Below are 26,738 nucleotides of genomic sequence, written 5' to 3'. Positions count from 1 at the left end.
CCGCTCAGGTCCCCTCGCCGGCCGGTTCGGTGCGCGACAGCACGTCGACGCCGCGGATCACGAAGGCGAGACCCTGCAGGGCGAGCAGCAGCACGAAGGCCAGGATCTCGCATTTCAGGAGCCAGACCGCCGGAATGCCGGCCGTCTCCGCCGAGCCCTCCAGGATCGCGACCGACTTCGCCACATAGGGCCAGGCCTGCCAGCCGAGCACCAGCATGGTCGGCCAGAGCAGGACGAGAACGCCGATGAGGTCGACCCAGACCTTCGCCCGCGCCGGCGCGTCGCGGTACCAGATGTCGACGCGGACATGGGCGCCGCGGCGCAGCGCATCGGCGCTGCCGAGCATGAACAGCGAGGCGAACAGGTAGGTCAGCGCCTCCTGCATCCAGATCGAGCCGAGCCCGAAGGCATAGCGCAGGATCACCACCGCGAACTGGATCAGCACGATGGCCAGCGTCGCCCAGGCAAGCCCGGCGCCGAGGCGGTCGTTCATGCGGTCGATGAGGCAGGCGAGACGGAGCATGGCGGGGCCCGGACCAGGGAGGCTCCGAATACAGGCCGGGACCGGCGCGGTCGAGGGCCGTCATGCAATACGGTGCCTCGAATCGGACGCGAATTCGTGCCACCCTGTTCGCACGTTCACGCGACGGTCCCGTCCGGACCGCGATCCGCCGAAAGCCTCCCCGTCCCGCCCTGCACCCCGTCCCGCCCTGCACCCCGAGCCGCCTCTCCATGTCAGCCACGCCGATCGTTCTCGTCTCCTCCGACAATCGCGTCTTCGACCATGTCCGCTGGCACGCCACCCCGGCGCAGTATCTGGAGGCGGTCCTCTACGGCTCCGGTGCCATTCCGCTGATGCTGCCCTCGCTCGGCGGCGCGCTCGATCTGGAGACGATCCTCGACCGGGTCGACGGCGTGCTTCTGACCGGCTCGCGCTCCAACGTCCATCCGAGCCTCTACGGCGTCGAGCCGGACGTGAAATACGAGCCCTATGACGAGGCGCGCGACGCCACCACGCTGCCGCTGATCCGCAAGGCGATCGCGCGCGGCAAGCCGCTGCTCGCCATCTGCCGCGGCTACCAGGAGCTCAACGTCGCGCTCGGCGGCTCGCTGCACACCGAGATCCAGGAATTCGACGGCCGCATGGACCATCGTGCGCCGATCTCCGACCACCAGGACGAGCGCTACGCGATCCGCCACCGGATCGAGATCGTGCCGGGCAGCTGCATCGGGCGGATCATGGACTCCGACGCGATCGCCGTGAACTCGCTGCACCGCCAGGGCATCGCCGAACTGTCGCCGCGCCTCGCCATCGAGGCGACCGCGCCGGACGGCACCATCGAGGCGGTCCGGGTCGCCGACGCGTCCGGCTTCGCGGTCGGCGTGCAATGGCATCCGGAATACTGGGTCGGCTCCGACAACGCCTCCTCGCGCCTGTTCCAGGCCTTCGGCGAGGCGGTGCGGGCGGAGGCAGCCACCCGCGTGCCGCAGTCCCTCGCCGCTGAGTAGGCAGCCGCGGCGCAGGCATCGGGGGTCGCTCGGGACCCCAATCGTCGGTTTGTCGGACAGACCAGCCAATCACGCATAAAAGACGATCCGGCGCGTCGGGGCAAGCGGTCCCGGCGACGGCCTGTCTGTCGGTCGCGATGCGTTGTCCCAGCCCGGCATCCGTGGCTTGATGCCACCCGAAAGCCGGCCCGAAGAGCCGGATGCGCGGGAGGTGCGCTTGGAGACATTGCTGACCATCGGGCAGATTCTGTCCGCACAGGCACGGCTCAGGCCGGAGGAGACCGGCGCCGCCGATCTCGACCGCGCGATGAGCTTCCGGCTCTGGAACGATCGGGCCTGTCGGCTGGGCAATGCCCTGCTCGGCCTCGGTCTGAAGCCGGGCGACCGGGTCGCGGTGCTGGCCTACAACGCGCTCGAATGGGTCGAGATCTACGCCGCCACCGCCAAGGCGGGCCTGATCGGCGTGCCGGTCAATTTCCGCCTGACCGCCCCCGAGGCGCTCTACATCATCCGCGACTGCGGCGCCGCGGCGGTGATCGTGCAGGACGACCTGGCCGGCGTGATCGAAACCATCCGCGCCGATCTCGGCATTGCGGACGGCCGGATCGTGCAGTTCGGCACCGGGCGCGTGCCGGCCGGCTGGCGCGGCTACGAGGACCTGCTGGCGGCGGCCTCCGGTGCCGAGCCGGGCATCGCGGTCTCGCCCGACGATCCCTGGATGTTCATGTACACCTCGGGCACGACCGGCAAGCCGAAGGGCGCGATCCGCAGCCATCGCGGCGGCGCGCTCCTGTCGCTGGTCACCGACATCCATCTCGGCGCGAACCGCTTCGACCATGCCCTCCTGGTCATGCCGATGTGCCACGCCAATTCGCTCTATTTCTTCGGCGCCTTCGCCTATTGCGGCGCGCCGGTCACGGTCTATTCGCGGCGCAGCTTCGATCCCGAGCACATGCTGAGGACGCTGTCGCAGTCGGGCGCGACCTTCACCTCCCTGGTGCCCACCCACTACATCATGATGCTCGGCTTGCCCGACGCGGTCAGGGCGCAATACGCGCAGGAGCGGGTCTCCAAGCTGATGATCTCCTCGGCGCCGGCACGGCCGGACACCAAACGGGCGATCATGGAGCTGTTCCCGAAATCCGGCCTGTTCGAGCTCTACGGCTCCACCGAGGCCGGCTGGGTGACCATGCTCCACCCGCACGAGCAGTTCGACAAGCTCGGCTCGGTCGGCCGCGAATGCGTCGGTTCCAAGCCGATCCGCATCCTGGATGCCGACGGCAACGAGGTGCCGGACGGCGAGCCGGGCGAGCTGTTCTCGTCCAATCCCTACACCTTCGACGGCTATTGGAACCTGCCGGAGAAGACCCGCGAGGCGATCCGCGGCGAATACTGCAGCGTCGGCGACATGGCCCGGCGCGATGCCGACGGCTACATCTGGCTGGTCGACCGCAAGTCCAACATGATCATCTCGGGCGGCGAGAACGTCTATCCGTCCGAGGTCGAAACGCTGCTCGGCCAGCATCCGGCCGTCAAGGACGTGGCCGTGATCGGCCTGCCGGACCCGGTCTGGGGCGAGCGCGTCCATGCCGTGGTGGTGCCCCATGACGGCGCGCCGGCGGACGCCGACGAGATCGTCGCCTGGTGCCGCGACCGGATCGCCGGCTACAAGCGGCCGAAATCGGTCAGCGTGATCGCCGAGGCCGAGATGCCGCGCACCGCCACCGGCAAGATCCTGCACCGCATGCTGCGCAGCCGCTATTCCGAGCCGTCGTGAGCGGCCCCTCTCCCCATCACAAGAACGATCCGAGGACACGCCCATGGCCGAAACCGTCATCGACCTCAATTCCGATCCCGAAAGCTGCGCGGCCTGGATCGCCAAGTTCCTGAAGGCGCGCGGCGTCGACCGCCTGTTCGGCCTGCAGGGCGGCCATATCCAGCCGATCTGGGACTTCGTCGCCCGCGAAGGCATCCGCATCATCGACGTGCGCGACGAGGGCGCGGCGGTCCACATGGCGCATGCCCATGCCGAACTGACCGGCACGCTCGGCGTCGCCATGGTGACGGCCGGCCCGGGCGTGACCAATTGCGTCACCGCCATCGCCAACGCCTCGCTGGCGCGCATGCCGGTTCTGCTGATCGGCGGCTGCACCTCGCGTCCGCAGGCCAATATGGGCCCGCTGCAGGACATCCCCCATGTCGATATCCTGAAGCCCGTGACGCGGACCTCGCGCACCGCGCGCGTCGCCGACCAGGTGATCCGCGAGTTGGACGAGGCCGTCGCCCGCGCCTTCGGCGACATGGGCGAGCCGGGACCGGTCTATATCGAGATCCCGACCGACGTCTTGAGGACCCGGGTCGCCCCGAACCTCGTCCTCGACGACTGGATGCGGCCGAAGCCTCCGCGCATCATCCCGCCCGAGGCCGGTACGATCGAAGCCGCCATGCAGGCGATCTGGTCGGCGCGCCGGCCGCTGGTCGTCACCGGCCGCGGCGCGCGCGACGCCGGGCCGGCGCTGGAACGCTTCCTCGATGCCTCCGGCGCGCTCTATCTCGACACCCAGGAAAGCCGCGGCCTGGTGCGCGCAGACCATCCTTCCGTGGTCGGCGCCGTGCGCGCCAACGCCATGTCGGAGGCCGACCTGGTGCTGGTGATCGGCCGCAAGCTCGACTACCAGCTCGGCTACGGCTCGCCGGCGGTCTTCCCGCATGCCCGCTTCCTGCGCCTCGCCGACAATGCCGGCGAACTCCTCGACAATCGCCGCGGCGATCCGGAACTGCTCGCCACCCCGGCGCTGGCGCTGGACGCCATCGTGGCCGCCGCCGGCAACCGCGCTCCGGCGGTCGACCGCGACTGGACCGGCGGATTGCGCCGCAAGCACGAGGAGCGCAGCCGGCCGCGCGGGCCGGCGGAAAGCCGCGGCAGCGACGGCAAGGTGCATCCGGCCGCAATCTTCGAGGCGCTGGCAGCGGTCGCCGACCCGGATTTCATCGCCATCGCGGACGGCGGCGATCTCCTCAGCTTCGCGCGCGTCGGCCTGCAGGCGAAGACCTACATGGATGCCGGCGCCTTCGGTTGCCTCGGCATCTCGGTGCCCTACGCCATCGCAGCCGCCCTGGCACTGCCGGAAAGACAAGTCATCGCGGTCACCGGCGACGGCGCCTACGGCATCAACGCCATGGAGATCGACACCGCCGTCCGGCACGGCGCGAAGATCGTGGTCGTCGTCTCCAACAACGCCGCCTGGAACATCGAGCGCTTCGACCAGGCGACCAACTATGGCGGCCGCGTCGTCGGCACGACCCTGCGCCATTCCGACTATGCCGGCATGGCGCGCGCGCTCGGCGCCCATGGCGAGCGGGTCGAGGATCCGGCCGACCTGATCCCGGCGCTGAAGCGCGCCATCGCCAATGCGCCGGCGGTGGTCGACGTGGTCACGACACAGACCGCCGTGTCGTCGGATGCGAAGAAGGGCCTCGGCTTCGTGCCGGATTTCCAGGCCCTGACCGCCTGGGACGATGCCGAACGCGCGCGGCGCGGACTGCTCTGAACGGCCCTCGACACAGGCGGCGGGAAGCCGCCCGACCCCACCCCGCCCCGCCCTGCGCCCCGGATCGAAACCGGTCGGGGGCGCCGTCGTTTGATCGACGGCCGTCATGCCCCGCGCGTCGACGATCGTCCCAGGGCGCGCGCTGCCGATGCAGAGGCTGGGAAAGTCGATCGGCCCCAGGGGCCTGACGGAGACTTGTCACATTCGCGACAAGCCGATCATGACGTCGATGCTAGTCATCGGATCATCAAGACGCCGCCGATCGATCGAAAGACCATCGTCGGCGACTGAACATGAATTCGATCGCGACGGCGGATGCGCCAGGTCGCGGCATCGAGACGGATGGCTACGCGGCTTCTCACCCACCAAGCGGTGTCTGATGGAAGGTCGCGCAAGGACGAGAGGGTAAACGTCATGGTCAATCTCAATCCCGACCGGATCGCGCGGACCACGATCGGCAAGCAGGCCCCGAGCCTGAACGAAATCGCCTCGACGCTCGCCGACGCCAAGCCGACCGGCAATGTCCGCGCCAAGGCCGACGGCGAGGGCGGCGTGGTCGTGTACGGCCACAAGGGCGGGTTCCGGTCGCTGTTCCAGAAGGCCAATCCGCAGCGCGAGGTCGCCGGCACGCAGATGGTCGCCAGAAGCGTCCAGGACTATGTGCGCGACAAGAGCCCGCAGATGCAGGAACGGGCCGCCAAGCTGCTCGAGCCTTTCTACGACAAGGAGGCGAAGGCCTGGAAGAGCATGACGAACCAGCAGGTGCTGGACATCAAGAACAAGCTCGACACCTTCGAAGAGAACATGGCCCCGGTCTCGAAATTCACCGAGGACCTGCGCGACGACCGCGACCTGACCAATTTGTTTCAGAACAATACGCGGCTGCTCGACGAGTTGGTGCAGGTCGGCCACAAGGTCGGCGGCCGGGCCGAGAACCGCAAGGCCTGGGCCGGCGTTCCCGCCCCGGAACTCGGCGCCGGCATGATGCTCGCCATGCTCGACGATCTCAACGAAGACTCGTGGAAGAACGGCATCAACAACAAGGCGCTCGATCCATTCACGAAGGCCGGCGGCAATGACTACATCATTGCCCAGAACAAGATCATCCAGGACTACAAGAACGACAAGGACTTCGATGGGTTCCTGAGCAAATACTGCGATCTCGCCTACAATCGCTTCTTCTCGACGCAGAGCTTCTCGGACTGGAGCCGGCAGTATGCGGAGACGCACCCCAAGGTGGACACCCCGCGCACGCCGAACGACATGCGCGCGCCGATGTTCATCAGCGACGAGGAGGCCCGGGCCGAACTGGTCGGCTTCGACAAGGCGACCGGCAGCGAGAAGCTGCAGATGCTCAAGCATGCCTTCGAGAAGCACATGCATGTGCCGCACGGCGTCCAGCCGGAAGAGCCGGTCAAGGTCGACCCGCACGAGCGCTTCGGTCTCGACAATCGCAGGCCGGAGATGACCCCGCTGCAGGCCCTCGCCAACGGGATCGACCGTTTCGGGTCCGTGATCATGGTCTGATCCCGACGTCGATCCCGCCGCCCGCATGATGCCTGCCGATCGCCGACGGGCCGGGCCTCCAAGCCCGGCCCTTTGCGTGCGTCAGCGGGCCCCGACCGGTGCGGCCGTCCACCCCGGGAAATCGCGGGCCTGATACCACCGGCCCAGGATGCTGACGCATCGGGCCGTTGAAGCAACGCGAATGTCTCATAGGCGTCAGGGACATGAGAAATTCGCGTATCGCATACCGACGATCATTCCATGACCGTCGGTATTACGGATAGCGCCCGACATCAATGCCGCGGCGTCTGAGGTCGACGGAGATCCGATTGCGCAGTACGAAGATGTCGTCGACGGTCTTGCCGCGCAGGCGGCCGATCTCCTCAGTGGTGAAGGGCGCCGCATCCTTCGGCCGGTCCTTCGCCCCCCAGGTGTCGAGCACCCAGTTGAGGAGGCGCGCGGTATCCTCGTCCGGTAGGCCGGAATTGATCACGCCGGGCACGTTGGCGAGATAGAGCCGGCCGTCGCGGTGATGCAGGTGCTTGCCGACGATGTTCGGAAAGGGCGGGATGCGCCCGATCACCGAGCCCGATCCGTCCGACAGATGGCAGCCCGAGCAATGCAGCATGAACAGCGTCGCCGGCGTGTCCTGACCGGCCTGCGCGGGGTCGATGGCGCGTGCCGCCAGACCACCGGCGACGGCCAGCATCAGCGCCAAGGCGGCCCGGCGCCAGACAGATGCACGCCGGACGGCAGCGCGCCAGATGGGCAGACGGGGCGTCACGGCCGGCTCCGCATGGCGCGCAGGTCGGCGGCGCTGGGCGCCTTGCCGGCGCGCAAGGCCGCGACCGCCTTGGCGTCGACCTTTGCGCCCTTGGCGCCGTTCAAGGTTTGGGTGACGTAGTGGGTCACGGCGGCGATCTCCTCGTCGGAGAGGTGTCCCTGCGGCGGCATCACGGTCTGGAAGGAAAGCCCCTCGCTTTCGATCGGACCGGACAGGCCGTTCAGCACCACGAGCGGCACATAGTCCCGGGTCTTGGCCGTGGTGGCCTTGACGACGGCGGATTTCAGCGGCGGCGCGACCCCGGCCGCACCCTTGCCGGCGTCCTGGTGGCAGGCCTGACAGACCGCGGCATAGACCGCCTTGCCGTCGGCCGCCCGGGCCGCTCCGGCGCCGCCCGATAGGCCGGCAAGGCCGGCGAGGCCCGCGGCCAGCGCGATCGCCACGGCCCGTCGCCCCCCGAGTTGGACGCAAGAGGCGGCCCCCCGGGAGACCGGGACCGTCTCAGCCCGCATCCGAAATGCCCACCACGGCGGCGACGGTGCAATGATACATGCCGTGCTTCTCGGCCATGCACCAATTGATGTCGTTGTGAACGCCCATCCGGTAGCCGGGCCGTTCGCGCAGGTTGAAGTTGCACAGGCAGCGGCCGCACGAGGTCTTGCCGCAGCAGTCGTTGTAGCTGATCAGGTAGGACTTGTTGTCCTTCGGGTTCTGGCAGGTGCCGACCCAGGTCACCTTGGAGACCGAGGCGCCCGGCGGACAGGACGAGATGCTGCCGCCGCAGCAGGTGCACAGGAACCCGTCCAGCGCGCAGTAGCGCCAGTATTCGCAGGCCTGATCGGTCGGTTCGGCATCCGCCGCATGGGCACGCAGGCCCTCGCTGCGATCGAACGGCAGCATCGGCAGGACCGCGCCGCCGACGATCACCTTGCCGATATGGGCGAGCGCGCTGCGCCGGCCGTGCAGTTGCGCGGAGCGGCGGACCACGATCTCGGTCGCGCCGTCGATCTTGGACATCAGACGATTGAACAGGCTCAGCATGGGTGGGCCTCCGGAAGGCGGCGGTTCGATCGGATCACGAGACGGCCGGACGGTCCAGGTAGTCCTGGATCGACGGCACGGCGAGTTCCTTGGCGTTGAACAGGCTCTCGAGCTGTTCGCGGTTGTTGATCAGGCCCTTGGCGCGGACCACGCCGGCGCCGTCGATCAGGATCGCGAAGGGCAGCCGGCTGACCCGGAAGGTCATGCCGAGTTCGGTCGAGAGGATATAGGGGAAGCTCTCCAGCCCCTTCTCGCGCACGAACACGTCGTGAGCGGGGCGGTCGCCGTCGCTGGCCAGCACCACGTCCATCCAGGCGGCTTCCGCCGTGCGCGCCGATTTCAGCACCGGCAGCAGCTTCTTGCAGACCGGGCAGGTCGGCGAGAGGAAGAAGACCAGTGTCGAGCGCGGCGACGGCCCGCCGAGTGCGAGGCGCTTGCCGGTGAGCGTGACCAGATCCATGCGCGGCGCGGCCTCGCCGATCTTGGGGCCGGCATCGGTCATCAGCGCGCCCATCGGCGCGACCCGCTCGAACAGCACGCCGACCTGACGGGCGAGCGCGAAGACCACCACGGCCAGGATGACGACCAGGACCCAGAGCAGCCCGACGGCGACGACGAGACCTTCCATCACGCGAAACTCCCTTTCCACCGGCGGCGATCGGCACCCGGGCGGGCGCCATGGGAACGCTGCAGTTCAGTCGAAGCCGTTTTCGCGCAGGGTGCGGATATGCGCGAAGGTGCGGGCCAATTGCTCGATCACGACCAGGACCAGCCAGGTGGTCAGCACCATGACCGGCAGGGCGATCATGTCCAGAATGCCGAGCGGGCGGGTCGCGGCGGGCAGCAGGACCAGCCCGGCGACGGCCGCGAGCACCAGGTTGCGCACGACCAGGGTCCAGGAGATGGCCTGGCCGGGACCGCCGCAGCCGCAGTCGATCGTGGTCCGCCCGCGCGCCAGATTGAGCGCCATGGCGCCTGCATAGGCGAGGAGCACCGCCATCGCCCCGACCCCGCCCACAATCCGGGCGGCGGGCCAGAGCAGCGCGGCGATCACGGCGACCTCGGCCAGACCGAGCAGCACGGCGACCGGGCCGGACAGCGCCGCCGGCAGCAGGCGATAGTCCTCGACCTGCTGGCGGAAGGTCTCGAAATCGGAGGCCTTGTGCAGGACGGCGCGCGCGAAGACGAGCACGGTCAGGCCGATCGCGGCGGCGACCAGAAGCGGATCGAGCGGCATCAGGACGGCCGCCATGTCACTTGCCCTCAAGCTGAATGACGGCCTCGCCGACCTTGGCGGTCTTGGTCTCCTTGACGGCGCCGCCCGCCTCGATGTCGTAGCGGATCACGGCGGCGTCGATCGGGTTGACGCCGAACAGTGCCGGCTTGGCGCCGGGCAGGATGGCCAGGGTCGTGGCCGGCTGGGTCGGCGAGCGGCCGGCGACCTTCTTGGCCTTGAGGTCGATCGCCCAGATCTCCTCGGCCGGGTTCTTGTGGCTGCCCTCCGCGCCGCCCTTGTGCATCAGCACGTAGAGCATGCCGGCCTTGGCATCGAGCGCCATCGGCTGGTACCCGCCCGGCCGCCAGTCGCCCTCGACATCCTTGGCGAGTGCGAAGCTGTCCTCGACCGTCGCCGTCTCGCCGGCGATCGAGACCTTGTGGACGACGCCCTGGAAGGAGACGAACCACAGCGTGTCGCCGTCCTGCTCGGCATGCAGGAACAGGGCGTCCTTGTCGGCATCGAAGAATTTCGCGCTCGCCTTGGCGGACGCCTTGGCGCCCTTCGCGTCGAGCGTGAAGCTGCGCATGGTGCCGTCGCCGCACAATGTCGAGAAGACGTTCGGCTTGGCGGCGGCCGGATAGATGCCGTAGCAGCCGGGGTTCGGCACCTCGCCGGACTGCTTGCCCGCCTTCATGTCGACCACCGTTACCGAGGTGGCCGGCGTCGCGTTCTGGACGAACATGAAGCGGCCGTCGGTGGAGGCCTGCATCAGCGGCCGATAGTTCAGCGCCTGGGCCCGGCGGGAGACGATCCGGATCTCCTTCTTCAGCTCCAGCGTCTGCGTATCGTAGACCTCGAGCCAGTCGGAGCGGTCGCCGCGCGTCAGTTTCGGATAGTAACTGGTCGCGACATAGACTTCGTCGCGGCCCTTCGGCACGTAGAACTGGCCGGCAAAGCCGGTCCCGATCAGACCGATCATCTCCAACGTTTCGGGATTGAGCACATAGGCCCGACCGTCCACGATATGGTTGATGGCAATGTCGACCGCATAGATACGAGGCGTTGCAGCGTCGAGTCTGGCGACGGTGACCTTTTCGGGACGTAAATCTTCCGCCGTCGCGACGGTCGGCAAGACGGCGGCAGACGCCAGCAGCAACGTGGCGAAGACTTCTCGCGAGTTCTGACGCATGGTCACCTCGAGCGGGCCCGATTTCGGAGGATCGGAGCGTAGTGTCGACCTGCCGTCCCGGTCTATCCGCATTGCGCAATCCGTCACTTGCTGCAACGCACCAATTTTCGGCGCCGGACGGCGCGCATTTGTGCTTGCCTATTCTATATCGGACGGTGGACCATGCCCGTCCCGACCGACCGCCTCGAGGGGAGCGGCCCATGGGGGTCCCGATCAGCAACCCTGCGCACGGTTCCGAAACCGGACCGATTGCCGCCGTTCCTGCCGGCGTCGAGCGCCGGGAGACGCGCTCGACCGATATCGACGAGCACGCCGCCGCCCTGTCGGGCTGGGACCAGTGCTACACGCAGCTCGACGCCGGCCCGTTTCGCGGCCTTCTGACCCAGGTCGGCCTGCCCGGCATCACCCTCTTCGCCGAGACCACGAACCTGAAGCTGCGTCAGGATGTGGCGCCGCCGCCGAACAGCTTCGTGCTCGGCTTCCCGCTGCCGAGCAGCGCACCGGGCCTGTTCCATGGCTGCCCGGCGGCCGAGGGCACCGCCCTCACGCTGCGTCATGGCGAGGCGCACGAGTTCATCTGCCACGAGCGCATGCATCTTTCCGCCGTTGTGCTGGAGCTCGACCGCTGCCCGTCCTGGGGCCTCGATGCGGACGATTTCTCGCGTGCCAGGATGCCCCCGATCGTCGGAGGACCGGCCGCGCAGGCGCTCGGCGCCTGGGTGATGGGCCTGGTCGGCGATCTGGCCGCGGCCGGCCCGATGATCGCCGACGAGACCGCCCTGGCGAGCCTGCCGGCCCTGATCGCCGGGCGCTGCCTGTCCCTGTTCGCCACGGAGGAGCGGCCGGCCGCCGATCTCAGTCCGAGCCAGCGCTACCGGATCGTCGCGGAGGCGCGGGCGCTGGTCGAGGCTGCGGAAACCGAGCCGCCGCCCCTGACGGTGCTGGCCCGCCGGCTCGGCGTCTCGGTGCGCACGCTCGAATACTGCTTCTCCGAGACGCTCGGCCTGTCGCCCTCGACCTATATCCGCAATGTCCGCCTGCACGGCGCCCGCCGCGACCTCAAGGCGGCCGCCGGCACCGACGCGACCGTAGCCGACATCGCCATGGCCTGGGGCTTCTGGCATCTCGGCCGCTTCTCGGCCTTCTACCGCGACATGTTCGGCGAGAGCCCGAGCGAGACGCTGAGAAAGCGCGGCGCGCGGGCCTGATCCCGCCGTTAAGGGCGGCTGTCCCGGATCACGCCGGCCAGGCGCGCGATGCCCTCGTCGATGCGATCGACCGGCGGCATCGAGAAGTTCAGCCGGATGGTGTTGGCGCCCGAGCCGTCGGCGAAAAAGGCGCGGCCGGGCACGAAGGCGACGCGGGCACTCTCGACCGCGCGGGCGAGCAGCGCGGCGCCGTCGAAGCCCTCCGGCAGGGTGACCCAGACGAACATGCCGCCCTCCGGCCGCGTCCAGCTGACGCCCGCCGGCATGTGCCGCTCCAGGGCGGCCAGCATGGCGTCGCGCTTGGCGCGGTAGGCGGCGACGAGACGCGGCACCTGGGTCGCGTAGACGGCGTCCGCGACCCGGTGCATGACCATCTGGTTGATGGTCGGCGTGTTCAGGTCGGAGGCCTGCTTGATCAGCACCAGCTTGCGGATCAGGGGCTCGGCCGCGCAGATCCAGCCGAGCCGCAGGCCGGGCGCGAGCGTCTTGGAGAAGCTGCCGCAGAAGATGGTGCGGCTGGCGTCGATGCTGCCGGTGCGCGCGATGTCGAGCGCCAGGATCGACGGCGGGGCCGCGCCGTCGTAGCGCAGCGGCAGATAGGCGGTATCCTCGATGACCGGAATATCCAGCGCCTCGGCGAGATCGAGCACCCCTTCGCGCTGGGTCCGGTCGATGGTCTCGCCGGTCGGATTGGCGAAGTCGGGCGTCAGATAGGCGAACTTGACGCTGCCGCCGGCCGCCGCGGCCGCGTCGCGATAGGCCGCCGGCGTCATGTTGCCGCCGTCCGGGTTCAGCCGGTCGTAGCGCGGCTCGTAGCTGTTGAAGGCCTGCAGGGCGCCCAGATAGGTCGGCCAGGTGACCAGCGCCGTGTCGTCCGGCGACAGGAACAGCTTGCCGAGATAGTCGAGCCCCTGCTGCGAGCCCGACGTGATCAGGATGTTGTCGATCCCGCAGGGCACGCCGATCTCGGCCATGCGCGCGACGATCCAGGCCCGGAGCGGCGCATAGCCCTCGCTGACCGAATATTGCAGCGCCGTGCCGGCCGTCTCGGCGCCGAGCACGTCGCGATAGGCGTCCGCAAAGGCCGAGGCCGGGAACAGGGCCGGGTCGGGAATGCCGCCGGCGAAGGAGATGATGTCGGGCTGATCCAGCAGTTTCAGCAACTCCCGGATCTCGGAGGCGCGCATCCGTTCGGCGCGCCGGGCGTATCGTTTCTCCCAGTCCATGACATTCCCCTTCTGAGGTGGCCCCTTCTGGCGAGGGATGGCGACCTTAGACCTCCGCGGATTTATGTCAATAAGACTTACCTTTTGGAATGGATGGTGCCGTCCGCGCGCCTGGATGGCTGGATCGCAGGCCCCCGGATTTCCCTGCCGACCGGCCTCGTCTATGGTCCGTCGATCGCAGCGGCGGGGCATCGGGTTGATCACGGGGGAGACGTTTCTGGCCATCGCGGCCTGGTCGCGCGAACTCGCCGACGACGAGTTCGAGCGCGCACGGCGCGGCATCGTCGAGAAGGCCTATCCGCGCGGCGCCTATCTGTGGCATCGCGGCGATCGCTTCGACCATTGGACCGGCGTTTCGCGCGGGCTGGTCAAGGTTTCGACCATTGCCAAGTCCGGCAAGGCCATGACCTTCACGGGGGTCAGGACCGGCGGCTGGTTCGGCGAGGGCACCATGCTGAAGGACGAGCCGCGCCAATACGACGTGGTCGCCCTGCGCGACACGCGCATTGCGCTGATGAACAAGGCGACCTTCGCCTGGCTGCTCGACCACTCCGTCGGCTTCAACCGCTTCCTGGTCCGCCAGCTCAACGAGCGGCTCGGCCAGTTCATGGCCCTGGTCGAATACGACCGCACCCTCGACGCCGCGTCGCGCGTCGCCCGCACGCTCGGCTGGCTCTACGATCCGGTGCTCTATCCGAACCCGGCGCCCGACCTGGAGATCACCCAGGAGGAGATCGCGCTCCTCTGCGGCCTGTCGCGCCAGAGCACCAACGAAGCCTTGAAGGTGCTCGAACGCCGCGGCGTCGTGCAGACCGACCACGGCATCCTGACCGCCCCCGACCCCCAACGCCTGCTGCGCTTCGAGACGTGAGGCGGGGACGGGAGACGTCGGGATGCGCCGCGCCGGCGGGCGGGGGCATTCGGGAGTGGGCGATTGCCAACGGGGAGACGGCCGCTGGCGCTGGGCACGGGCATCGAGCAGGGAAGCGTTATCCAGCAAGAAAGCGTTGGAGCCCGCCCCCTCTGCCCCACTCTCGCAACGCATCCCCGGACAAGGCCCGAAGGGCCGCCGATCCGGGGCCTACTCGCATCGCAGCGGGCGTCAGGTTCACCAGTTAAATCAAAACCTTGCGGCAAGCCGCCGGCAGAGTGGGTCCCGGCTCTCCGCTGACGCTCCGGCCGGGAATGCGGCCCTTCGGGGGGATGGTTCCGCTGGACGGAGGGCATTCGGGAGCGGGCGATGGCCAACGGGGAGAAGACCGTTGGCGCTGGGCGCGGGCATCGAGCAGGGAAGCGTTGTCGAGCAGGCAAGCGTTGGAGCCCGCCTCCCCTGCCCCACTCTCGCAACGTATCCCCGGACAAGGCCCGAAGGGCCGCCGATCCGGGGCCTACTCGCAGCGCAGCGGGCGTCAGGTTCAGCAGTTAAATCAAAACCTTGCGACACGTCGCCGACAGAGTAGGTCCCGGCTCTCCGCTTACGCTCCGGCCGGGAATGCGATGGGAGATCGCGGATCTATTCCCAAATCCATCGCGTGCCCTTTCCTGGATCAGGGGACCCGCCGCAATCTCGCGGGCCGCATCCCCGGACAAGGCCCGAAGGGCCGCCGATCCGGGGCCCACTCGCCCTGCGGCGGCATCAAGATCGCCAATTAAATCAGAATCTTGCTGCAAGTTGGCAGCAGAGCTGATCCCGGCTCTCCACTGGCGCTACGGCCGGGAATGCGGTGCGAGATTGCGCGTGCCTTCTCAAATGCGAGGGCTCCCCACCGATCTCCCGGTGCATCCCCGGACAAGGCCCGTGAGGGCCGCCGATCCGGGGCCTACTCGCATCGCAGCGGGCGTCAGGATCGCAATTCGAATCAAAGCCTTGCGGCACGTCGCCAGGAGAGTGGGTCCTGGCTCTCCGCTTGCGCTCCGGCCGGGAATGCAGCCCTTCGGGGGGATGGTTCCGGTGGACGGAGGGCATTCCGGCGCGGGCGATGGCCAATGGGGAGGCCGCCGCTGGCGCTCGACGCGCGCATCGAGCAGGGAAGCGTTATCGAGCAGGAAAGCGTTGGAGCCCGCCGCCCCTGCCCCGCTCTCGCAACGCATCCCCGGACAAGGCCCGTCAGGGCCGCCGATCCGGGGCCTACTTGTATCGCAGCGGGCGTTAGATTCACAAGTTAATTCAAAATCTTGCGATACATCGCCGGCAGAGTGGGTCCCGGCTCTCCGCTTGCGCTCCGGCCGGGAATGCGATGGGAGATTGTCGTAGAACGGCCGAACCCACGGCTCCGCGGGTGAGACCCGGACGGACTCGAGCATCGCCGCGGCCGGGGGAGCCGGCCGCGGCGATGGGATCGGCTATCGGTTGACCTGGGTCAGGGCGAAGCCGGCCTTGCCGGCATAGCCTTTGACGATCATGTCGCGCTCGGCCGGGCTCATCACCTGCTCGATATAGTCGAAGCCGGACGGGGCGCGGCGCTCGACCTCGTCGATGACCCGTTCCGGGCCGCCGGTGCGGTTGAGCCGCACGATCTCGGCGGTCTTCGGCAGGCGATCCTCCTCGTAGAGCGACAGCGCCAGCATCGGATGCTCCGAACGGGCCAGCATGTCGGACAGGCAGCGCGCGTCCAGGATCGCCTGGGCGGCACCGTTGGAACCGACCGGATACATCGGATGGGCGGCGTCGCCGAGCAGCGTCACCCGGCCGAAGCTCCAGCGCGGCAGCGGATCGCGGTCGCACATCGGATATTCCCAGCAGGTCGATGTCGCGCGGACGAGCGCCTCCACATCCACCCCCGGCACCTTGAAGCGCGCCGCATAGGGCACGACCTCGTCCATCCGGCCGGTGCGCGACCAGCTGTCGACCGGCGGGGTCGTCGCGGCCGGGTCGGCGACGCGGATGCCGATCGCCCAGTTGGTCAGGCGCGTCTCGGGCGTCGAGCCGGGCGCGATCGGATAGAGCGCGAGCTTCGCCCCCATGCCGCCGCCGATATACATCGAGCGGCCGGTCAGGAATTTCGGCCACTCGGTGGCGCCGCGCCACAAGAGCACGCCCTGCCAGCTCGGCCGGCCCTGCTCGGGATAGAAATAGCGTCGCACCACCGAATGGATGCCGTCGGCGCCGACCAGCACCTCGCCGCGCACGGTCTCGCTCGACTTGCCGAACCGGCTGTCGACGAAATGCGCCGTCACGCCGCCCTCGTCCTGGAAGAAGCCGCCGAGCCGGAGCCCGGTGCGGACCGCATCCGGGCCGAGCCGCTCGATCACCGCGTCGTGGACCAGCTTCTGCAGCCGGCCGCGATGGATCGAGAATTGCGGATAGTCGAAGCCGCCGTCGAGGCCGCGCGGCTCCGCCCAGATCTTCTGGCCGAGCCGGTTGATGTAGATGAGCTCCTTGGTGCGCAGCGCGACCGCGTCGAGCGCCGGCAGCAGATCGAGCGCGGCCAGTTCCTTGATGGCATGCGGCAGCACGTTGATGCCGACGCCGACTTCGCGGATCTGCGGCGCCTGCTCGTAGACCACCGAGCGGATGCCCTTGCGGTGCAGCATGAGCGCGAGCGTGAGCCCGCCGATGCCGCCGCCGACGATGAGAACCGTCATGTCACTCTCCCGAATACGCGGAGGAAGGCGCCGTCACTCCTGCGCGTCCGGCGGCGGCAGGAAATCGACCTCGTGCTTGGCGGCCAGCGCGACCACTTCGGCCGGCGTCTGGCTGGGCATGTTGTGGATCGCCCAGAACAGGTCGTAGAGCCGGCGGGTCGGCGCGACCCAGAACAGGCACTTCGCCGTGGTGCCGGACTTGTTGAAGATGCCGTGCGGGATGCCCATCGGCATGCGCACCAGATCGCCCGACCGCGCGACCGCCTCGCGGCCGTCGAGGACCAGGTCGAGCCGGCCCTCGAGCATGTAGATGAACTCGTCCTGGGTCGGATGGATATGCGGCGGCACGAAGGTCTCGGCCGGGAAGGTGGCGTGCCAGCCGAACGAGGCTTCGCTGACTTCCTTCGGCACATAGGTCTGGCCGAGAATGTTCCAGCGGATGTTGTCGAGGCCTTCACCCGCCTTGGTGATGCCGGGAGCCAGGATCATCGGGGCTTTCCTTTCATACGCAATACGATTTCCGGCACCGAGTCGGGCGGCCGCCCGGCGGATCAGATGCGCCAGCGATCTCAGGTCGCAGCCTTTCCGTCCGCTCATGGCCACCGCCCCGTCCCGGCGGAGATCACTTCATCGGGCAATCGCCGGCATGCGCGTCGACATAGTCGGCGAAGACCTTCTCGGCGATCTCGGTCTGGTACTTGCCGTCGGCGCGCTTGGCGACCTTGACCAGGTAGAAGTCCTGGATCGGATAGTTGTTGTTGCCGAAGCGGAACTTGCCGCGCAGCGAGGTGAAGTCGGCCTTCTTCATGGCCGCGGTCAGCGCGGCCCGGTCGCCGACCTTGCCGCCGGCGCCCTTGATGGCGCTGTCGATCAGAAGCGCGGCGTCATAGGCCTGCATGGCATAGGTGCCGGGCACCGAGCCGTAGGCGGCCTCGAAGGCGGCGACGAAGGCCTTGCTCTGCGGATTGTTCATGTCCGGCGCCCAGTTGGCGCCGCCGAGGAAGCCGATCGCATCGTCCTTCTGCGCCGGCAGGGTGGATTCGTCGGTCGTGAAGGCCGACAGGAACGGGATGGCGGCGAGGCCGGCCTGACGATACTGGCGGACCAGATTGACGCCCATGCCGCCCGGCATGAAGGTGAAGAAGGCCTCCGGCTTGGCGGCGGCGATCTTGGTCAGCTCGGCGGAGAAATCCAGCTGGCCGAGCGGGGTGAACATCTCGTCCAGCACCTGGCCCTTGTAGTGGCGCTTGAAGCCGGCCAGCGAGTCCTTGCCGGCCTGGTAGTTCGGCGCCATCAGGACGACGGACTTGTAGCCTTTGTCCTGCGCATACTTGCCGAGGACCTCGTGCACCTGGTCGTTCTGGTAGGAGGTCACGAAGAAGTTCGGATTGCACTGCTTGCCGGCGAAATTGGACGTGCCGGCATTCGGGCTGATCAGGATGGCGCGGGCGGAGTCCGTCACCGGCTTGTGGATCGCCTGCAGCACGTTGGAGAAGATCGGGCCGACGACGAAGTCGACATTGTCGCGGTCGATCAGGCCCTTGACCTTGGTCACCGCCTGGTCCGGCTTCAGTTCGTCGTCGGCGACGATGACCTCCGCCTCCAGGCCGCCGAGCTTGCCGCCGAGCGTCTTGACCGCGAGGTTGAAGCCGTCGCGCGCCTGGGCGCCGAGCACCGCGGACGGCCCCGACAGGGTCACCACGACGCCGATCTTGACCTTGTCCTGGGCACTCGCCGGAACGGCGGCCAGAAGCGCGGCGGCAAGCACGGGAAGGACGGCGGACGCTCTCAACATGGCACGGATCTCCGGTTCGGCGCCGGCGGGCGACATGCCCGCGTATCCGGTACCCCTCGGCCACCGGAGGACGCATGCGGGAAACTGCGCACAGCATGCTTGGAAAATTAGGTGGAAGTCAACATAATATACGGGTTCTCCCGAGGTCGCCGACGATCGGCGCCTCCCGACCCCGCCCCGGAGCGACCGTGACCGACCGCGCCCCGACCGACCCGAAGGCCAGGCGACCCGCCCCGCCCCCCGCCGCCGCATCGCACATGGCGGCGAGCCCCGCCGGCGCGCCGGCCGAGGGCGCCGACGCCTTCCCGCTGCGCGACCATCTGTTCTATTATTTCAGTCAGATCATGGCGCACCGGAACCGGCGCCTGAACACGGAGCTGAAGCCGTTCGGCGTCGACTATGCGCGCTGGCGGATCATGGCCGTGCTCAACGACCAGCCGGGCTGCTCGATGCAGCAGCTCGCCGATACGACCTCGGTCGACCGGACCTCGCTGACCCATACGCTGAAGCTGATGGAGGCCGAAGGATTGGTCTCGCGCACGCCGAGGGCGACCGACCGGCGCAGCGTCGTGCTCGGCCTGACCGAGGCCGGCAGCCGGCTCTTCGTGCGCATCCTGCCGACGGTGCGCGCGCAGACCGAACTGGCGCTGACCGGCATCGGCGCCGGCGAGGCGGAGGGCCTGATGCGGCTGCTCGCGCGCATGGCGGAGAATCTTCGCGACGAAAGCTGACCGTTCGCTGACTTTTCGGCACGGGCGTCAAGTTTCAGCCGCGATTGCGGCGCATCCGACCGCCGTCCCGCCGGGAACGGCAAGGCGAGGCTGCCGCAGCGTTTTTCGAGCGGCGGCGTTGGCCTTTCGCGTTCGCGTGCGGCACCGGTTCCATGTCGGCCGGCCGTTTCCGTCCCGACCGAACTTGCGCTAGAAGATCTGCGACCGCCCCTCCCGCTCCGGACCCCATCGATGACCAAGCGCCTTTCCCGTCGTGACCTGCTGCAGGCCTCCTTCGCCACGGCCTTCGCCGCCGGCCTCGGCCTGATCCCGACCGACGCCCAGGCCATCCCGCTGAAATTCGGCCCCGCCAAGCCGTTCTCCTGGGACAGCCTGGTCAAGCGGGCGCGCGAGATGGCCGGCAAGCCCTACAAGGCGCCCTACCGCCCCGCCCCGCAGATCGTCGAGCAGATCGACTACACCGCGCACGGCAAGATCCGCTTCAAGACCGACTACGCGCTCAATGTGGAGTCCGGCGGCTACCCGATCAGCTTCTTCCCGATCGGTCGCTACTTCCCGAAGGCGATCCGGATGCACGCCATCGACGCCGACAAGGCGCGCGAGGTGCTCTACGAGCCGGAATATTTCGACATGCCGGAGGACAGCCCGGCGCAGAAGCTGCCGGAGGATTCCGGCTTCGCCGGCTTCCAGATCAAGGAGGCGAAGAGCCGGGCCGACTGGCGCACCCAGGACTGGGCCGCCTTCCTCGGTGCCTCCTATTTCCGCGCCATCGGCGCCAACGGCGAATATGGCCTGTCGGCGCGCGGCGTCGCCATCGACACGGCGAGCCCGACGCCGGAGGAGTTCCCGGACTTCACCGAATTCTACATCCAGCCGGCCACCGCCGAGCGCCAGCCGGTGGTGATCTACGCGCTCCTCGACGGCCCCTCGATCGCCGGCGCCTACAAGTTCGTGCTGCGCCGCGCCGAGGGCGTGGTGATCGATGTCGAGAATGCGCTCTTCATGCGCAAGGCGGTCGGCAAGCTCGGCATCGCGCCGATGACCTCGATGTTCTGGTTCAACGAGGCCAACAAGGGCTACCAGCTGGAATGGCGCCGGGCGGCGCATGATTCCGACGGGCTGGCCATGTTCACCGGCGCCGGCGAGCGCATCTGGCGGCCGCTGGTCAATCCGCCGCGCGTCTCCACCTCGGCCTTCGTCGACAACAATCCGCGCGGCTTCGGGCTGATGCAGCGCAGCCGCGACGCTTCCGCCTATCTCGACCGCTGGCTCAACTACGAGCGCCGGCCGTCGCTGTGGATCGAGCCGATCGGCGCCTGGGGGGCGGGCTCGATCCAGCTGGTCGAGATCCCGACCGACCACGAGGATTTCGACAACATCGTCTGTCTGTGGGTACCGAAGGAGCCGATCAAGGCCGGCGACGCGCTCGACTTCCGCTATCGCCTGCACTGGAACGCCGACGAGCCGCAGCCGGCGACCAGCCTTGCGCGTGCCATCACCACCCGCATCGGCCGCGGCGGCTTCCCCTATACCCGCAAGAATCCGCCCGAGATCAAGCGCATCGTGATCGAGTTCGGCGGCGGCACCAATCTGGAGACCCTGCCCAAGGACGTGAAGCCGGAGGCCGTGATCACGCCCTCGCGCGGCACGCTGAGCGCGGTCTTCGTCGAGACCACGTCGTGGAACAAGAACTGGCGCGTCCAGTTCGACATCCAGGCCGACGGACCCGAGCCGGTCGACATCCGCTGCTTCCTGAAGAACGGCGAGACCGCGCTTTCCGAGACCTGGCTCTACCAGCTGCATCCGCAGCAGATGGGCTGAGATTCCGGCAGGGCGGACCGCACGTCGCAGCCGCCCTGCTGCCCTTCCCCTGATCGGCGCAAGGCCCTATGAAGGCCGCGGCCAAGAACAGGGGAACGTCCATGCTGAAGACCATCGCGGGTTTCGACCGGATCGGCGAGGAAAACGCCTTCGCGGTGCTGGCGCGGGCCACCGCGCTGGCCGCGTCGGGCCGCGACATCATCAATCTCGGCATCGGGCAGCCGGATTTCCGCACGCCTGAGCATATCGTCGAGGCGGCCGTGAAGGCGCTGCGGGACGGCCATCACGGCTATACGCCCGCGACCGGCATCCTGCCCTTACGCGAGGCGGTCGCCGCCGACATCCATCGCCGGCTCGGCGCCGAGGTCAGCCCGGAGCGGATCACGATCGTGCCGGGCGGCAAGGTCACCATGTTCATGGCGATCCTGATGTTCGGCGAGCCGGGCGCGGAGATCCTCTATCCCGATCCCGGCTTCCCGATCTACCGCTCGATGATCGAGTTCACCGGCGCCAAGGCCGTGCCGGTGCCGATCCGCGAGGAGAACGGCTTCGCCTTCTCGGCCGACGAGACGCTGGCGCTGATCACCCCGGCGACGCGGCTGATCATCGTCAATTCGCCCGCCAACCCGACCGGCGGCGTCACCCCGAAGGCCGAGATCGACAAGCTCGTCGCCGGCCTCGCCCGCTTCCCCGACGTGGCGATCATGTCGGACGAGATCTACGGCCAGATGGTCTATGACGGCGAGGCGCATGTCTCGCTGCTCTCCTATCCGGAGATCCGCGACCGCCTGATCCTGCTCGACGGCTGGTCCAAGACCTATGCCATGACCGGCTGGCGCATGGGCTTCTCGATCTGGCCGGACCGGCTCTACGAGATGGCCCGCAAGCTGGCCGTGAATTCCTATTCGTGCGTCAATGCCCCGGCCCAGTTCGCCGGCATCGCCGCGCTGACCGGCCCGCAGGACTGCGTCGCCGACATGGTCGCCGAGTTCGACCGTCGCCGGAAGGTCGTCGTCGAGGGGCTCAACGGGCTGCCGGACGTGACCTGCGCCACCCCGAAAGGCGCCTTCTACGCCTTCCCGAACATCTCCAAGACCGGTTGGAAGGCCAAGCCGCTGGCCTCCGCGCTCCTGGAGGATGCCGGCGTCGCCACCATCGGCGGTCCGGATTTCGGCGTCTACGGCGAGGGCTATATCCGGCTCTCCTACGCCAACTCGACCGAGAATATCCTGAAGGCGCTCGACCGCATCCGCGCCTTCCTGGAACGCCGCAACGCGGCCTGACCGGACGGATCGATACGGTTCGGCCGGACCGATCACACGGGACGAGTCGATACGGTTCGGCCGGACCGATCACACCGAACGGATCGATACGGTTCGGCTGGACGGATCACACCGGACGGGTCGATACGGCCCGGCCGGACGGATCACACCGTCCGGTCGAACTCGACCAGCCGGTCGGCCGCCAGCCGCCAGAGCTGGGCCGGGCGACGGACGCCGGCGGTGGCGCCGCGTTTCTCCGGCACCTCCTCCAGGATGCGCATCTCCATCACCTTGCGGCGGAAGGCGCTGTCGTTGAGCGCCGTGCCGAGCACCGCCTCGTAGACCGCCTTCAGCTCCGGCAGCGTGAAGGTCTTCGGCAGGAGGAAGGCCGGCAGGGTCGAGTAGGACGCCTTCCCGCCGAGCCGGGCGAGCGCCGCCGCGGCGATCCGATCGTGATCGAACGCCAGCGGCGGCATCCGGCCGACCGGCCAGACCGCCAGGCCCGGCCGGGCCTCGGCGAGGCGCCCGAAGGGCACCAGCGCGTAATAGGCGATCGAGACCGACCAGCCGCGCGGGTCGCGATCGGGCCCGGAAAACGTCATCAGTTGTTCGACGAAGACATCCGCCAGCCCCGCCTTCTCGGCCAGGAGGCGATGGGCCGCGTCGGTCGCGCTGCCGTCCGAGCCGGGCCGGAGAAAGCCGCCGAACAGCGCGGGCCGGCCCGCGAAGGGGTCCCGGTCGCGCGTGCCGAGGACGATGGCGAGGCCCTCCTCCGGCAGGAGCGTGAACAGCGCCACGTCCACCGTCACGATCGGCCGGCCCTCGGTCTCCACGGCGGCGGTATGCGGCATGGGTTCTCCTGGCGAAGGCGAGGCGACGTGACCGGCATGGCGAGACCGGCGCGGAGGCAGGAGCCGCCGACATGGTCCGGCAGTCGGCGCGCCGGATCGGCGCCGCCGCCCCCGCACAGGGCCGCGCCGGACCGGCTTCGTCAAGCACCTGCCGCGCGGACGATCGGGATCGGGCGCCGAAGCATCCCGCGCCCATCCGTCCGCCCCTCGTCCTGCAAGTGCGGCCGGCCACGCCCGAACAGGCCGATGCCAGCCAACCCATGCAGGTAACCATAGAGGTTAACCAGTGACTAATATTTCATTAAAACTCAGTTAAATTATTCGATCTGCGCGATACAGATCATCCCCGTGCAAGGTTGTGGTGTTCCCGCCGACGACATTGGGGAAGCGTTTCATGAAGATCTTGACTGTGAAGATGGCGACCGGACTCGTCGTTGCGACGGTGCTGATGCCGGGCGTCGTGCGGGCCCTGACGGCGGCGCCCATCCAGCCGCTGACCGCCGCCAACGGGCCGATCGTGCCGGATACCGGCGACATCATCGTCGACCGGACGGCGGCCGCCCAGTTGGGCAAGGCGCTGTTCTGGGACAACAAGGTCGGCTCGGACGGCAATGCCTGCGCGAGCTGCCATTTCGCCGCCGGCGCCGACATCCGGGCGATCAATCAGGTCAATCCCGGCGGCGAATTCGATACGCTGCGCCGCTTCGCGGCCGACACCTTCGGCCCGCGCCGCTCCAACGCCAAGGCCGCTTTCGGGCCGAACGCCACCGCGGTGGCGGCGGACTTCCCGTTCCATGTCCTGTCGAACCCCGCCGACCGCAATTCCGCGGTTCTGTTCACGACCAACGACGTGTTCAGTTCGCAGGGCTCCTATGGCGGGACCTTCAAGTCGACCGCCCCGATGGTCAACACCTACGGCGTTTCGGCCTGGTCGGGCGCGCTCGGCGCGCTGACCGAGACCTGCACCCAGACCCTGAACACGGCCGATCCCTTCCACGCCGCGGTCGGCGGCGTGCGCGTGGTGCATCGCCACGTCCAGCTGCGCAACACGCCGTCGGTGATCAACGCGGCCTTCAATGCCCGCCAGTTCTGGGACGGCCGCGCCAACAACGTCTTCAACGGCGTCGACCATCTCGGCGAGCGCAGCAACACGCAGCCGACGGTCGGCATCGTCGTCGGCCAGACGCCGGGCGAACTCGCGCTGCAGAAGGTCTCGATCGCCAATGCCAGCCTGGCCTCGCAGGCCGTGGCGCCGCCGCTGTCCTTCTTCGAGATGTCCTGCGCCGGCCGGACCTTCGCGGATATCGGCCGCAAGCTCCTGGCGTTGCGCCCGCTGTCGATCCAGACGGTGCATCCGAAGGACAGCCTGTTCTCGGTGACGCGCGCGCCCTATGCGCCGCTCGTCGGCAGCGCCAAGCAGGCCGGCCTCAACACGACCTATCAGGCCCTGATCCAGCGCGCCTTCAATCCGAAATACTGGGCCTCGAGCGGCACCTACAAGCTGGCCTTCGACGGCCGCGTCGTCGCCGATCCGGCCGGATATCGTCAGGTCGAACTGAACTTCTCGCTGTTCTGGGGGCTGGCGATCCAGGAATACGAACTGCTCCTGGTCTCCGACCGGACCCCCTACGACGCGGGAACCCTGTCGGCGGCGGCCCGGCGCGGCATGGCCGTCTTCAACGGCCAGGGCGGCTGCAGCCGCTGCCATACCGGCCCGGCCTTCTCGGACGCGACGGCCTATAAGGGGGCGCCGCTGAGCCCGATCGACCGGATCGGCATGGTCGACGGCGGCGCCGCACTGGTCGATGCCGGCTTCCACAATATCGGCGTCACGCCGACCCGCAACGATATCGGCGTCGGCGGCCTCGACCCCTACGGCTATCCGCTCTCCTTCAGCCGGCAGGCGGTCACCGCGCTGCTGCACGGCCCGGTGCCGGACCGCGCGCAGCTCGCCGGCGTCGATCCGTGCCGGTTCGAAATCCCCTTCAACAAGGACCTCCTGGTCGGCCAGCCCTGCTCGGCGCTGCCCGAGTCCGCCCAGGCGTTCAAGCTGCGCACGGCCGTCGACGGCGCCTTCAAGGTCCCGAGCCTGCGCAATGTCGCGCTGACGCCGCCCTACATGCACAATGGCGGCTTCGCCGATCTGACCCAGGTGATCGATTTCTACAATCGCGGCGGCAACCGGCGCACCGGCGCGACCTGCACCGGCAAAGGCGGGCCGACCAGCGACACCTCGGGCTTCGACGACACCTGCTCCAACGCCGACCCCGACATGCGCCCGCTCGGCCTGACCGCGGCCCAGCGCACGGACCTGATCGAATTCCTGAAGTCGCTGACCGACAACCGCGTCGCCTGCCAGCAAGGACCGTTCGACCACCCCTCGCTCCTGTTCATGAACGGCCACCACTATCCCTCGGGCATGAAGACCGGCTACCGCGCGCCGGATCTCGCCCGCACCCTGCCGGTGACCGGCACCGACGGCCTCGCCGCCGAAGGCAAGCCCTGCTTCGCCAACAACGGCGACCTGTTCGGCACCACCCAGACGACCGTCAACCGGATCGTCCAATAGCGGGTTCGGCCCCTCGAACCGCGCCAGGCCCCCCGCCGCCGGACGGAGCCCCCTCCGCCGGCGGCCAGCCGCATGACGGAACCGCCCCAGGTGAACTCGGCGCAGCCGCGATCCCCATGGCCCCCGGATCGGCGGCCCTCACGGGCCTTGTCCGGGGATACGCTGGGAGATTGGGGGCAAACCCCGCAGCTCCCGACGCGGCGGACCAACGAGCGGAAAGATCGGGCAGCGGGCGCACCGCCCCGAAGGGCCGCATTCCCGGCCGGAGCGCAGCGCAGAGCCGAGACCCACTCTCCGGGCGACGTGCCGCAAGGCATTGGTTCTCATCAAGATTTCGACGCGGCTGCGATCGCATAAGGCCCCGGATCGGCGGCCCTTCGGGCCTTGTCCGGGGATACGCTGGGAGATTGGGGCCGGCCCCACTTCTCGCAACGAATAGAACCAGCGAGCGGAAAGTTCGGGGAACGGGCGCACCACCCCCGAAGGGCCGCATTCCCGGCCGGAGCGTAAGCGGAGAGCCGGCAACTGTGTCGAGACCTTTCATGCGTGGAAAGGAATCTGGTCTCGGATGACGGCGTTGGCGGTGACGAGGAGTTTACGGCTGACGGCGACGAGGGCGAGCTTGAAGGGCTTGCCGGCATCCCGGAGGGTCTGGAAGAAGGTCTTGAAACGGGGGCAATGTCGGATGGCCGCGAGAGCGCCCATGTAGAGCGCGTCGCGGACGCGTTTGCGTCCGCCGAGGATGGATCGCTGGCCGCGGAATCGGCCGCTGTCGCGGGCGAAGGGGGCGAGGCCCGCGAGGGCGGCGATCTGCTTGGGCGAGAGGCGGCCGAGCTCGGGCATCAGGGCGAGGAGCGTGGTTGCGGCGACCGGGCCGATGCCGGGGATGGA

The 26,738-nt window shown here is 68.5% G+C and carries 23 protein-coding genes; 10 read left to right on the top strand and 13 right to left on the bottom strand.

Annotated features, from left to right (window positions below; translation table 11 throughout):
- Window positions 1-4: 4 nt before the first annotated feature.
- Window positions 5-523 carry a TRAP transporter small permease subunit gene (locus tag ABB55_RS20765; protein WP_054360510.1) on the bottom strand — a complete coding sequence of 173 codons (519 nt, stop codon included), beginning with the start codon at window positions 521-523 and terminating at the stop codon, window positions 5-7.
- Between the two features lie 209 nt (window positions 524-732).
- Here ABB55_RS20765 and ABB55_RS20760 point away from each other — a divergent pair, with 209 nt between their 5' ends.
- From ABB55_RS20760 to ABB55_RS20745, 4 genes are all read left to right on the top strand, one after another.
- Complete coding sequence (locus tag ABB55_RS20760; RefSeq protein ID WP_054360509.1) at window positions 733-1,509, top strand: gamma-glutamyl-gamma-aminobutyrate hydrolase family protein; 777 nt, start codon at window positions 733-735, stop codon at window positions 1,507-1,509.
- A 217-nt stretch (window positions 1,510-1,726) separates the two neighbouring features.
- The gene (locus ABB55_RS20755) at window positions 1,727-3,286 is read left to right on the top strand and encodes an AMP-binding protein (protein ID WP_152982123.1); all 1,560 of its coding nucleotides are present in this window, start codon (window positions 1,727-1,729) and stop codon (window positions 3,284-3,286) included.
- A gap of 43 nt (window positions 3,287-3,329) precedes the next feature.
- Window positions 3,330-5,060: a thiamine pyrophosphate-binding protein gene (locus ABB55_RS20750; protein ID WP_054360507.1), complete on the top strand. Its 1,731-nt coding sequence runs from the start codon at window positions 3,330-3,332 to the stop codon at window positions 5,058-5,060.
- Between the two features lie 414 nt (window positions 5,061-5,474).
- Window positions 5,475-6,587, top strand: a complete 1,113-nt coding sequence (locus ABB55_RS20745) for a hypothetical protein (RefSeq protein ID WP_054360506.1) — start codon at window positions 5,475-5,477, stop codon at window positions 6,585-6,587.
- Between the two features lie 253 nt (window positions 6,588-6,840).
- Here ABB55_RS20745 and ABB55_RS20740 read toward each other — a convergent pair whose 3' ends face one another.
- From ABB55_RS20740 to ABB55_RS20715, 6 genes are all read right to left on the bottom strand, one after another.
- The gene (locus ABB55_RS20740; RefSeq protein WP_054360505.1) at window positions 6,841-7,350 is read right to left on the bottom strand and encodes a c-type cytochrome; all 510 of its coding nucleotides are present in this window, start codon (window positions 7,348-7,350) and stop codon (window positions 6,841-6,843) included.
- Entirely contained in the window at window positions 7,347-7,793 is a 447-nt protein-coding gene (locus ABB55_RS20735) for a c-type cytochrome (RefSeq protein WP_054360504.1), read from the bottom strand. Before ABB55_RS20735 ends, ABB55_RS20740 begins: the two co-directional genes overlap by 4 nt.
- 58 nt (window positions 7,794-7,851) lie before the next feature.
- Complete coding sequence (locus tag ABB55_RS20730; protein ID WP_200912051.1) at window positions 7,852-8,391, bottom strand: methylamine dehydrogenase light chain; 540 nt, start codon at window positions 8,389-8,391, stop codon at window positions 7,852-7,854.
- Between the two features lie 34 nt (window positions 8,392-8,425).
- Complete coding sequence (gene mauD / locus ABB55_RS20725) at window positions 8,426-9,019, bottom strand: methylamine dehydrogenase accessory protein MauD (protein ID WP_054360503.1); 594 nt, start codon at window positions 9,017-9,019, stop codon at window positions 8,426-8,428.
- A gap of 66 nt (window positions 9,020-9,085) precedes the next feature.
- Window positions 9,086-9,643, bottom strand: coding sequence for a MauE/DoxX family redox-associated membrane protein (locus ABB55_RS20720; protein WP_054360502.1), 558 nt, complete (start codon window positions 9,641-9,643; stop codon window positions 9,086-9,088).
- A gap of 1 nt (window position 9,644) precedes the next feature.
- Window positions 9,645-10,799, bottom strand: a complete 1,155-nt coding sequence (locus tag ABB55_RS20715) for an amine dehydrogenase large subunit (RefSeq protein ID WP_054360501.1) — start codon at window positions 10,797-10,799, stop codon at window positions 9,645-9,647.
- A 200-nt stretch (window positions 10,800-10,999) separates the two neighbouring features.
- On the opposite strand from ABB55_RS20715, the gene ABB55_RS20710 reads away from it, so the two are divergent.
- Window positions 11,000-12,007, top strand: coding sequence for a helix-turn-helix domain-containing protein (locus ABB55_RS20710; protein WP_054360500.1), 1,008 nt, complete (start codon window positions 11,000-11,002; stop codon window positions 12,005-12,007).
- Window positions 12,008-12,015: 8 nt separating this feature from the next.
- Here the strand turns inward: ABB55_RS20710 and ABB55_RS20705 are convergent, their stop codons facing one another.
- Entirely contained in the window at window positions 12,016-13,233 is a 1,218-nt protein-coding gene (locus ABB55_RS20705; protein WP_054360499.1) for an aminotransferase-like domain-containing protein, read from the bottom strand.
- A gap of 196 nt (window positions 13,234-13,429) precedes the next feature.
- Here ABB55_RS20705 and ABB55_RS20700 point away from each other — a divergent pair, with 196 nt between their 5' ends.
- On the top strand, window positions 13,430-14,104 hold the full coding sequence (locus tag ABB55_RS20700; protein ID WP_054360498.1) for a Crp/Fnr family transcriptional regulator: 675 nt from the start codon (window positions 13,430-13,432) through the stop codon (window positions 14,102-14,104).
- A 1,472-nt stretch (window positions 14,105-15,576) separates the two neighbouring features.
- Here the strand turns inward: ABB55_RS20700 and ABB55_RS20695 are convergent.
- The 3 genes from ABB55_RS20695 to ABB55_RS20685 all read right to left on the bottom strand — a co-directional run bounded on the left by ABB55_RS20695 (window position 15,577) and on the right by ABB55_RS20685 (window position 18,613).
- Window positions 15,577-16,818 carry a flavin-dependent oxidoreductase gene (locus ABB55_RS20695; RefSeq protein WP_054360497.1) on the bottom strand — a complete coding sequence of 414 codons (1,242 nt, stop codon included), beginning with the start codon at window positions 16,816-16,818 and terminating at the stop codon, window positions 15,577-15,579.
- Window positions 16,819-16,851: 33 nt separating this feature from the next.
- Window positions 16,852-17,307, bottom strand: coding sequence for a cupin domain-containing protein (locus tag ABB55_RS20690; RefSeq protein ID WP_054360496.1), 456 nt, complete (start codon window positions 17,305-17,307; stop codon window positions 16,852-16,854).
- A 133-nt stretch (window positions 17,308-17,440) separates the two neighbouring features.
- Window positions 17,441-18,613 carry an ABC transporter substrate-binding protein gene (locus ABB55_RS20685; RefSeq protein WP_054362207.1) on the bottom strand — a complete coding sequence of 391 codons (1,173 nt, stop codon included), beginning with the start codon at window positions 18,611-18,613 and terminating at the stop codon, window positions 17,441-17,443.
- 188 nt (window positions 18,614-18,801) lie between these two features.
- Here ABB55_RS20685 and ABB55_RS20680 point away from each other — a divergent pair, with 188 nt between their 5' ends.
- From ABB55_RS20680 to ABB55_RS20670, 3 genes are all read left to right on the top strand, one after another.
- Entirely contained in the window at window positions 18,802-19,344 is a 543-nt protein-coding gene (locus ABB55_RS20680) for a MarR family winged helix-turn-helix transcriptional regulator (protein WP_160321281.1), read from the top strand.
- 231 nt (window positions 19,345-19,575) lie between these two features.
- Window positions 19,576-21,165, top strand: coding sequence for an OpgD/OpgG family glucan biosynthesis protein (locus ABB55_RS20675; protein ID WP_054360494.1), 1,590 nt, complete (start codon window positions 19,576-19,578; stop codon window positions 21,163-21,165).
- A gap of 101 nt (window positions 21,166-21,266) precedes the next feature.
- A complete protein-coding gene (locus ABB55_RS20670; protein WP_054360493.1) occupies window positions 21,267-22,448 on the top strand; it encodes a pyridoxal phosphate-dependent aminotransferase in 1,182 nt (393 codons plus the stop codon).
- A 143-nt stretch (window positions 22,449-22,591) separates the two neighbouring features.
- Here the strand turns inward: ABB55_RS20670 and ABB55_RS20665 are convergent, their stop codons facing one another.
- Window positions 22,592-23,278, bottom strand: a complete 687-nt coding sequence (locus ABB55_RS20665; RefSeq protein WP_083463801.1) for an NUDIX hydrolase — start codon at window positions 23,276-23,278, stop codon at window positions 22,592-22,594.
- 394 nt (window positions 23,279-23,672) lie between these two features.
- On the opposite strand from ABB55_RS20665, the gene ABB55_RS20660 reads away from it, so the two are divergent.
- Entirely contained in the window at window positions 23,673-25,847 is a 2,175-nt protein-coding gene (locus ABB55_RS20660) for a cytochrome-c peroxidase (protein WP_054360492.1), read from the top strand.
- A gap of 540 nt (window positions 25,848-26,387) precedes the next feature.
- Here the strand turns inward: ABB55_RS20660 and ABB55_RS20655 are convergent.
- Window positions 26,388-26,738 (bottom strand): transposase (locus tag ABB55_RS20655; protein WP_152982281.1); only part of this gene is annotated, 351 nt, incomplete at its 5' end.

The organism is Prosthecodimorpha hirschii, assembly GCF_001305515.1.
In the GTDB taxonomy this organism is placed as follows: Bacteria; Pseudomonadota; Alphaproteobacteria; order Rhizobiales; family Ancalomicrobiaceae; genus Prosthecodimorpha; species Prosthecodimorpha hirschii.
This window is presented reverse-complemented; position numbering and strand designations above follow the sequence as displayed.

What these genes read in the sequence shown, in the direction of transcription:
- ABB55_RS20765 (WP_054360510.1), bottom strand. Translation starts at nt 523, where the DNA reads ATGCTCCGTCTCGCCTGCCTCATCGACCGCATGAACGACCGCCTCGGC.
- ABB55_RS20760 (WP_054360509.1), top strand. Translation starts at nt 733, where the DNA reads ATGTCAGCCACGCCGATCGTTCTCGTCTCCTCCGACAATCGCGTCTTC.
- ABB55_RS20720 (WP_054360502.1), bottom strand. Translation starts at nt 9,643, where the DNA reads ATGGCGGCCGTCCTGATGCCGCTCGATCCGCTTCTGGTCGCCGCCGCG.
- ABB55_RS20710 (WP_054360500.1), top strand. Translation starts at nt 11,000, where the DNA reads ATGGGGGTCCCGATCAGCAACCCTGCGCACGGTTCCGAAACCGGACCG.
- ABB55_RS20715 (WP_054360501.1), bottom strand. Translation starts at nt 10,799, where the DNA reads ATGCGTCAGAACTCGCGAGAAGTCTTCGCCACGTTGCTGCTGGCGTCT.
- ABB55_RS20660 (WP_054360492.1), top strand. Translation starts at nt 23,673, where the DNA reads ATGAAGATCTTGACTGTGAAGATGGCGACCGGACTCGTCGTTGCGACG.
- ABB55_RS20670 (WP_054360493.1), top strand. Translation starts at nt 21,267, where the DNA reads ATGCTGAAGACCATCGCGGGTTTCGACCGGATCGGCGAGGAAAACGCC.
- ABB55_RS20665 (WP_083463801.1), bottom strand. Translation starts at nt 23,278, where the DNA reads ATGCCGCATACCGCCGCCGTGGAGACCGAGGGCCGGCCGATCGTGACG.
- ABB55_RS20750 (WP_054360507.1), top strand. Translation starts at nt 3,330, where the DNA reads ATGGCCGAAACCGTCATCGACCTCAATTCCGATCCCGAAAGCTGCGCG.
- ABB55_RS20685 (WP_054362207.1), bottom strand. Translation starts at nt 18,613, where the DNA reads ATGTTGAGAGCGTCCGCCGTCCTTCCCGTGCTTGCCGCCGCGCTTCTG.
- ABB55_RS20690 (WP_054360496.1), bottom strand. Translation starts at nt 17,307, where the DNA reads ATGATCCTGGCTCCCGGCATCACCAAGGCGGGTGAAGGCCTCGACAAC.
- mauD (WP_054360503.1), bottom strand. Translation starts at nt 9,019, where the DNA reads ATGGAAGGTCTCGTCGTCGCCGTCGGGCTGCTCTGGGTCCTGGTCGTC.
- ABB55_RS20695 (WP_054360497.1), bottom strand. Translation starts at nt 16,818, where the DNA reads ATGACGGTTCTCATCGTCGGCGGCGGCATCGGCGGGCTCACGCTCGCG.
- ABB55_RS20730 (WP_200912051.1), bottom strand. Translation starts at nt 8,391, where the DNA reads ATGCTGAGCCTGTTCAATCGTCTGATGTCCAAGATCGACGGCGCGACC.
- ABB55_RS20745 (WP_054360506.1), top strand. Translation starts at nt 5,475, where the DNA reads ATGGTCAATCTCAATCCCGACCGGATCGCGCGGACCACGATCGGCAAG.
- ABB55_RS20675 (WP_054360494.1), top strand. Translation starts at nt 19,576, where the DNA reads ATGACCAAGCGCCTTTCCCGTCGTGACCTGCTGCAGGCCTCCTTCGCC.
- ABB55_RS20705 (WP_054360499.1), bottom strand. Translation starts at nt 13,233, where the DNA reads ATGGACTGGGAGAAACGATACGCCCGGCGCGCCGAACGGATGCGCGCC.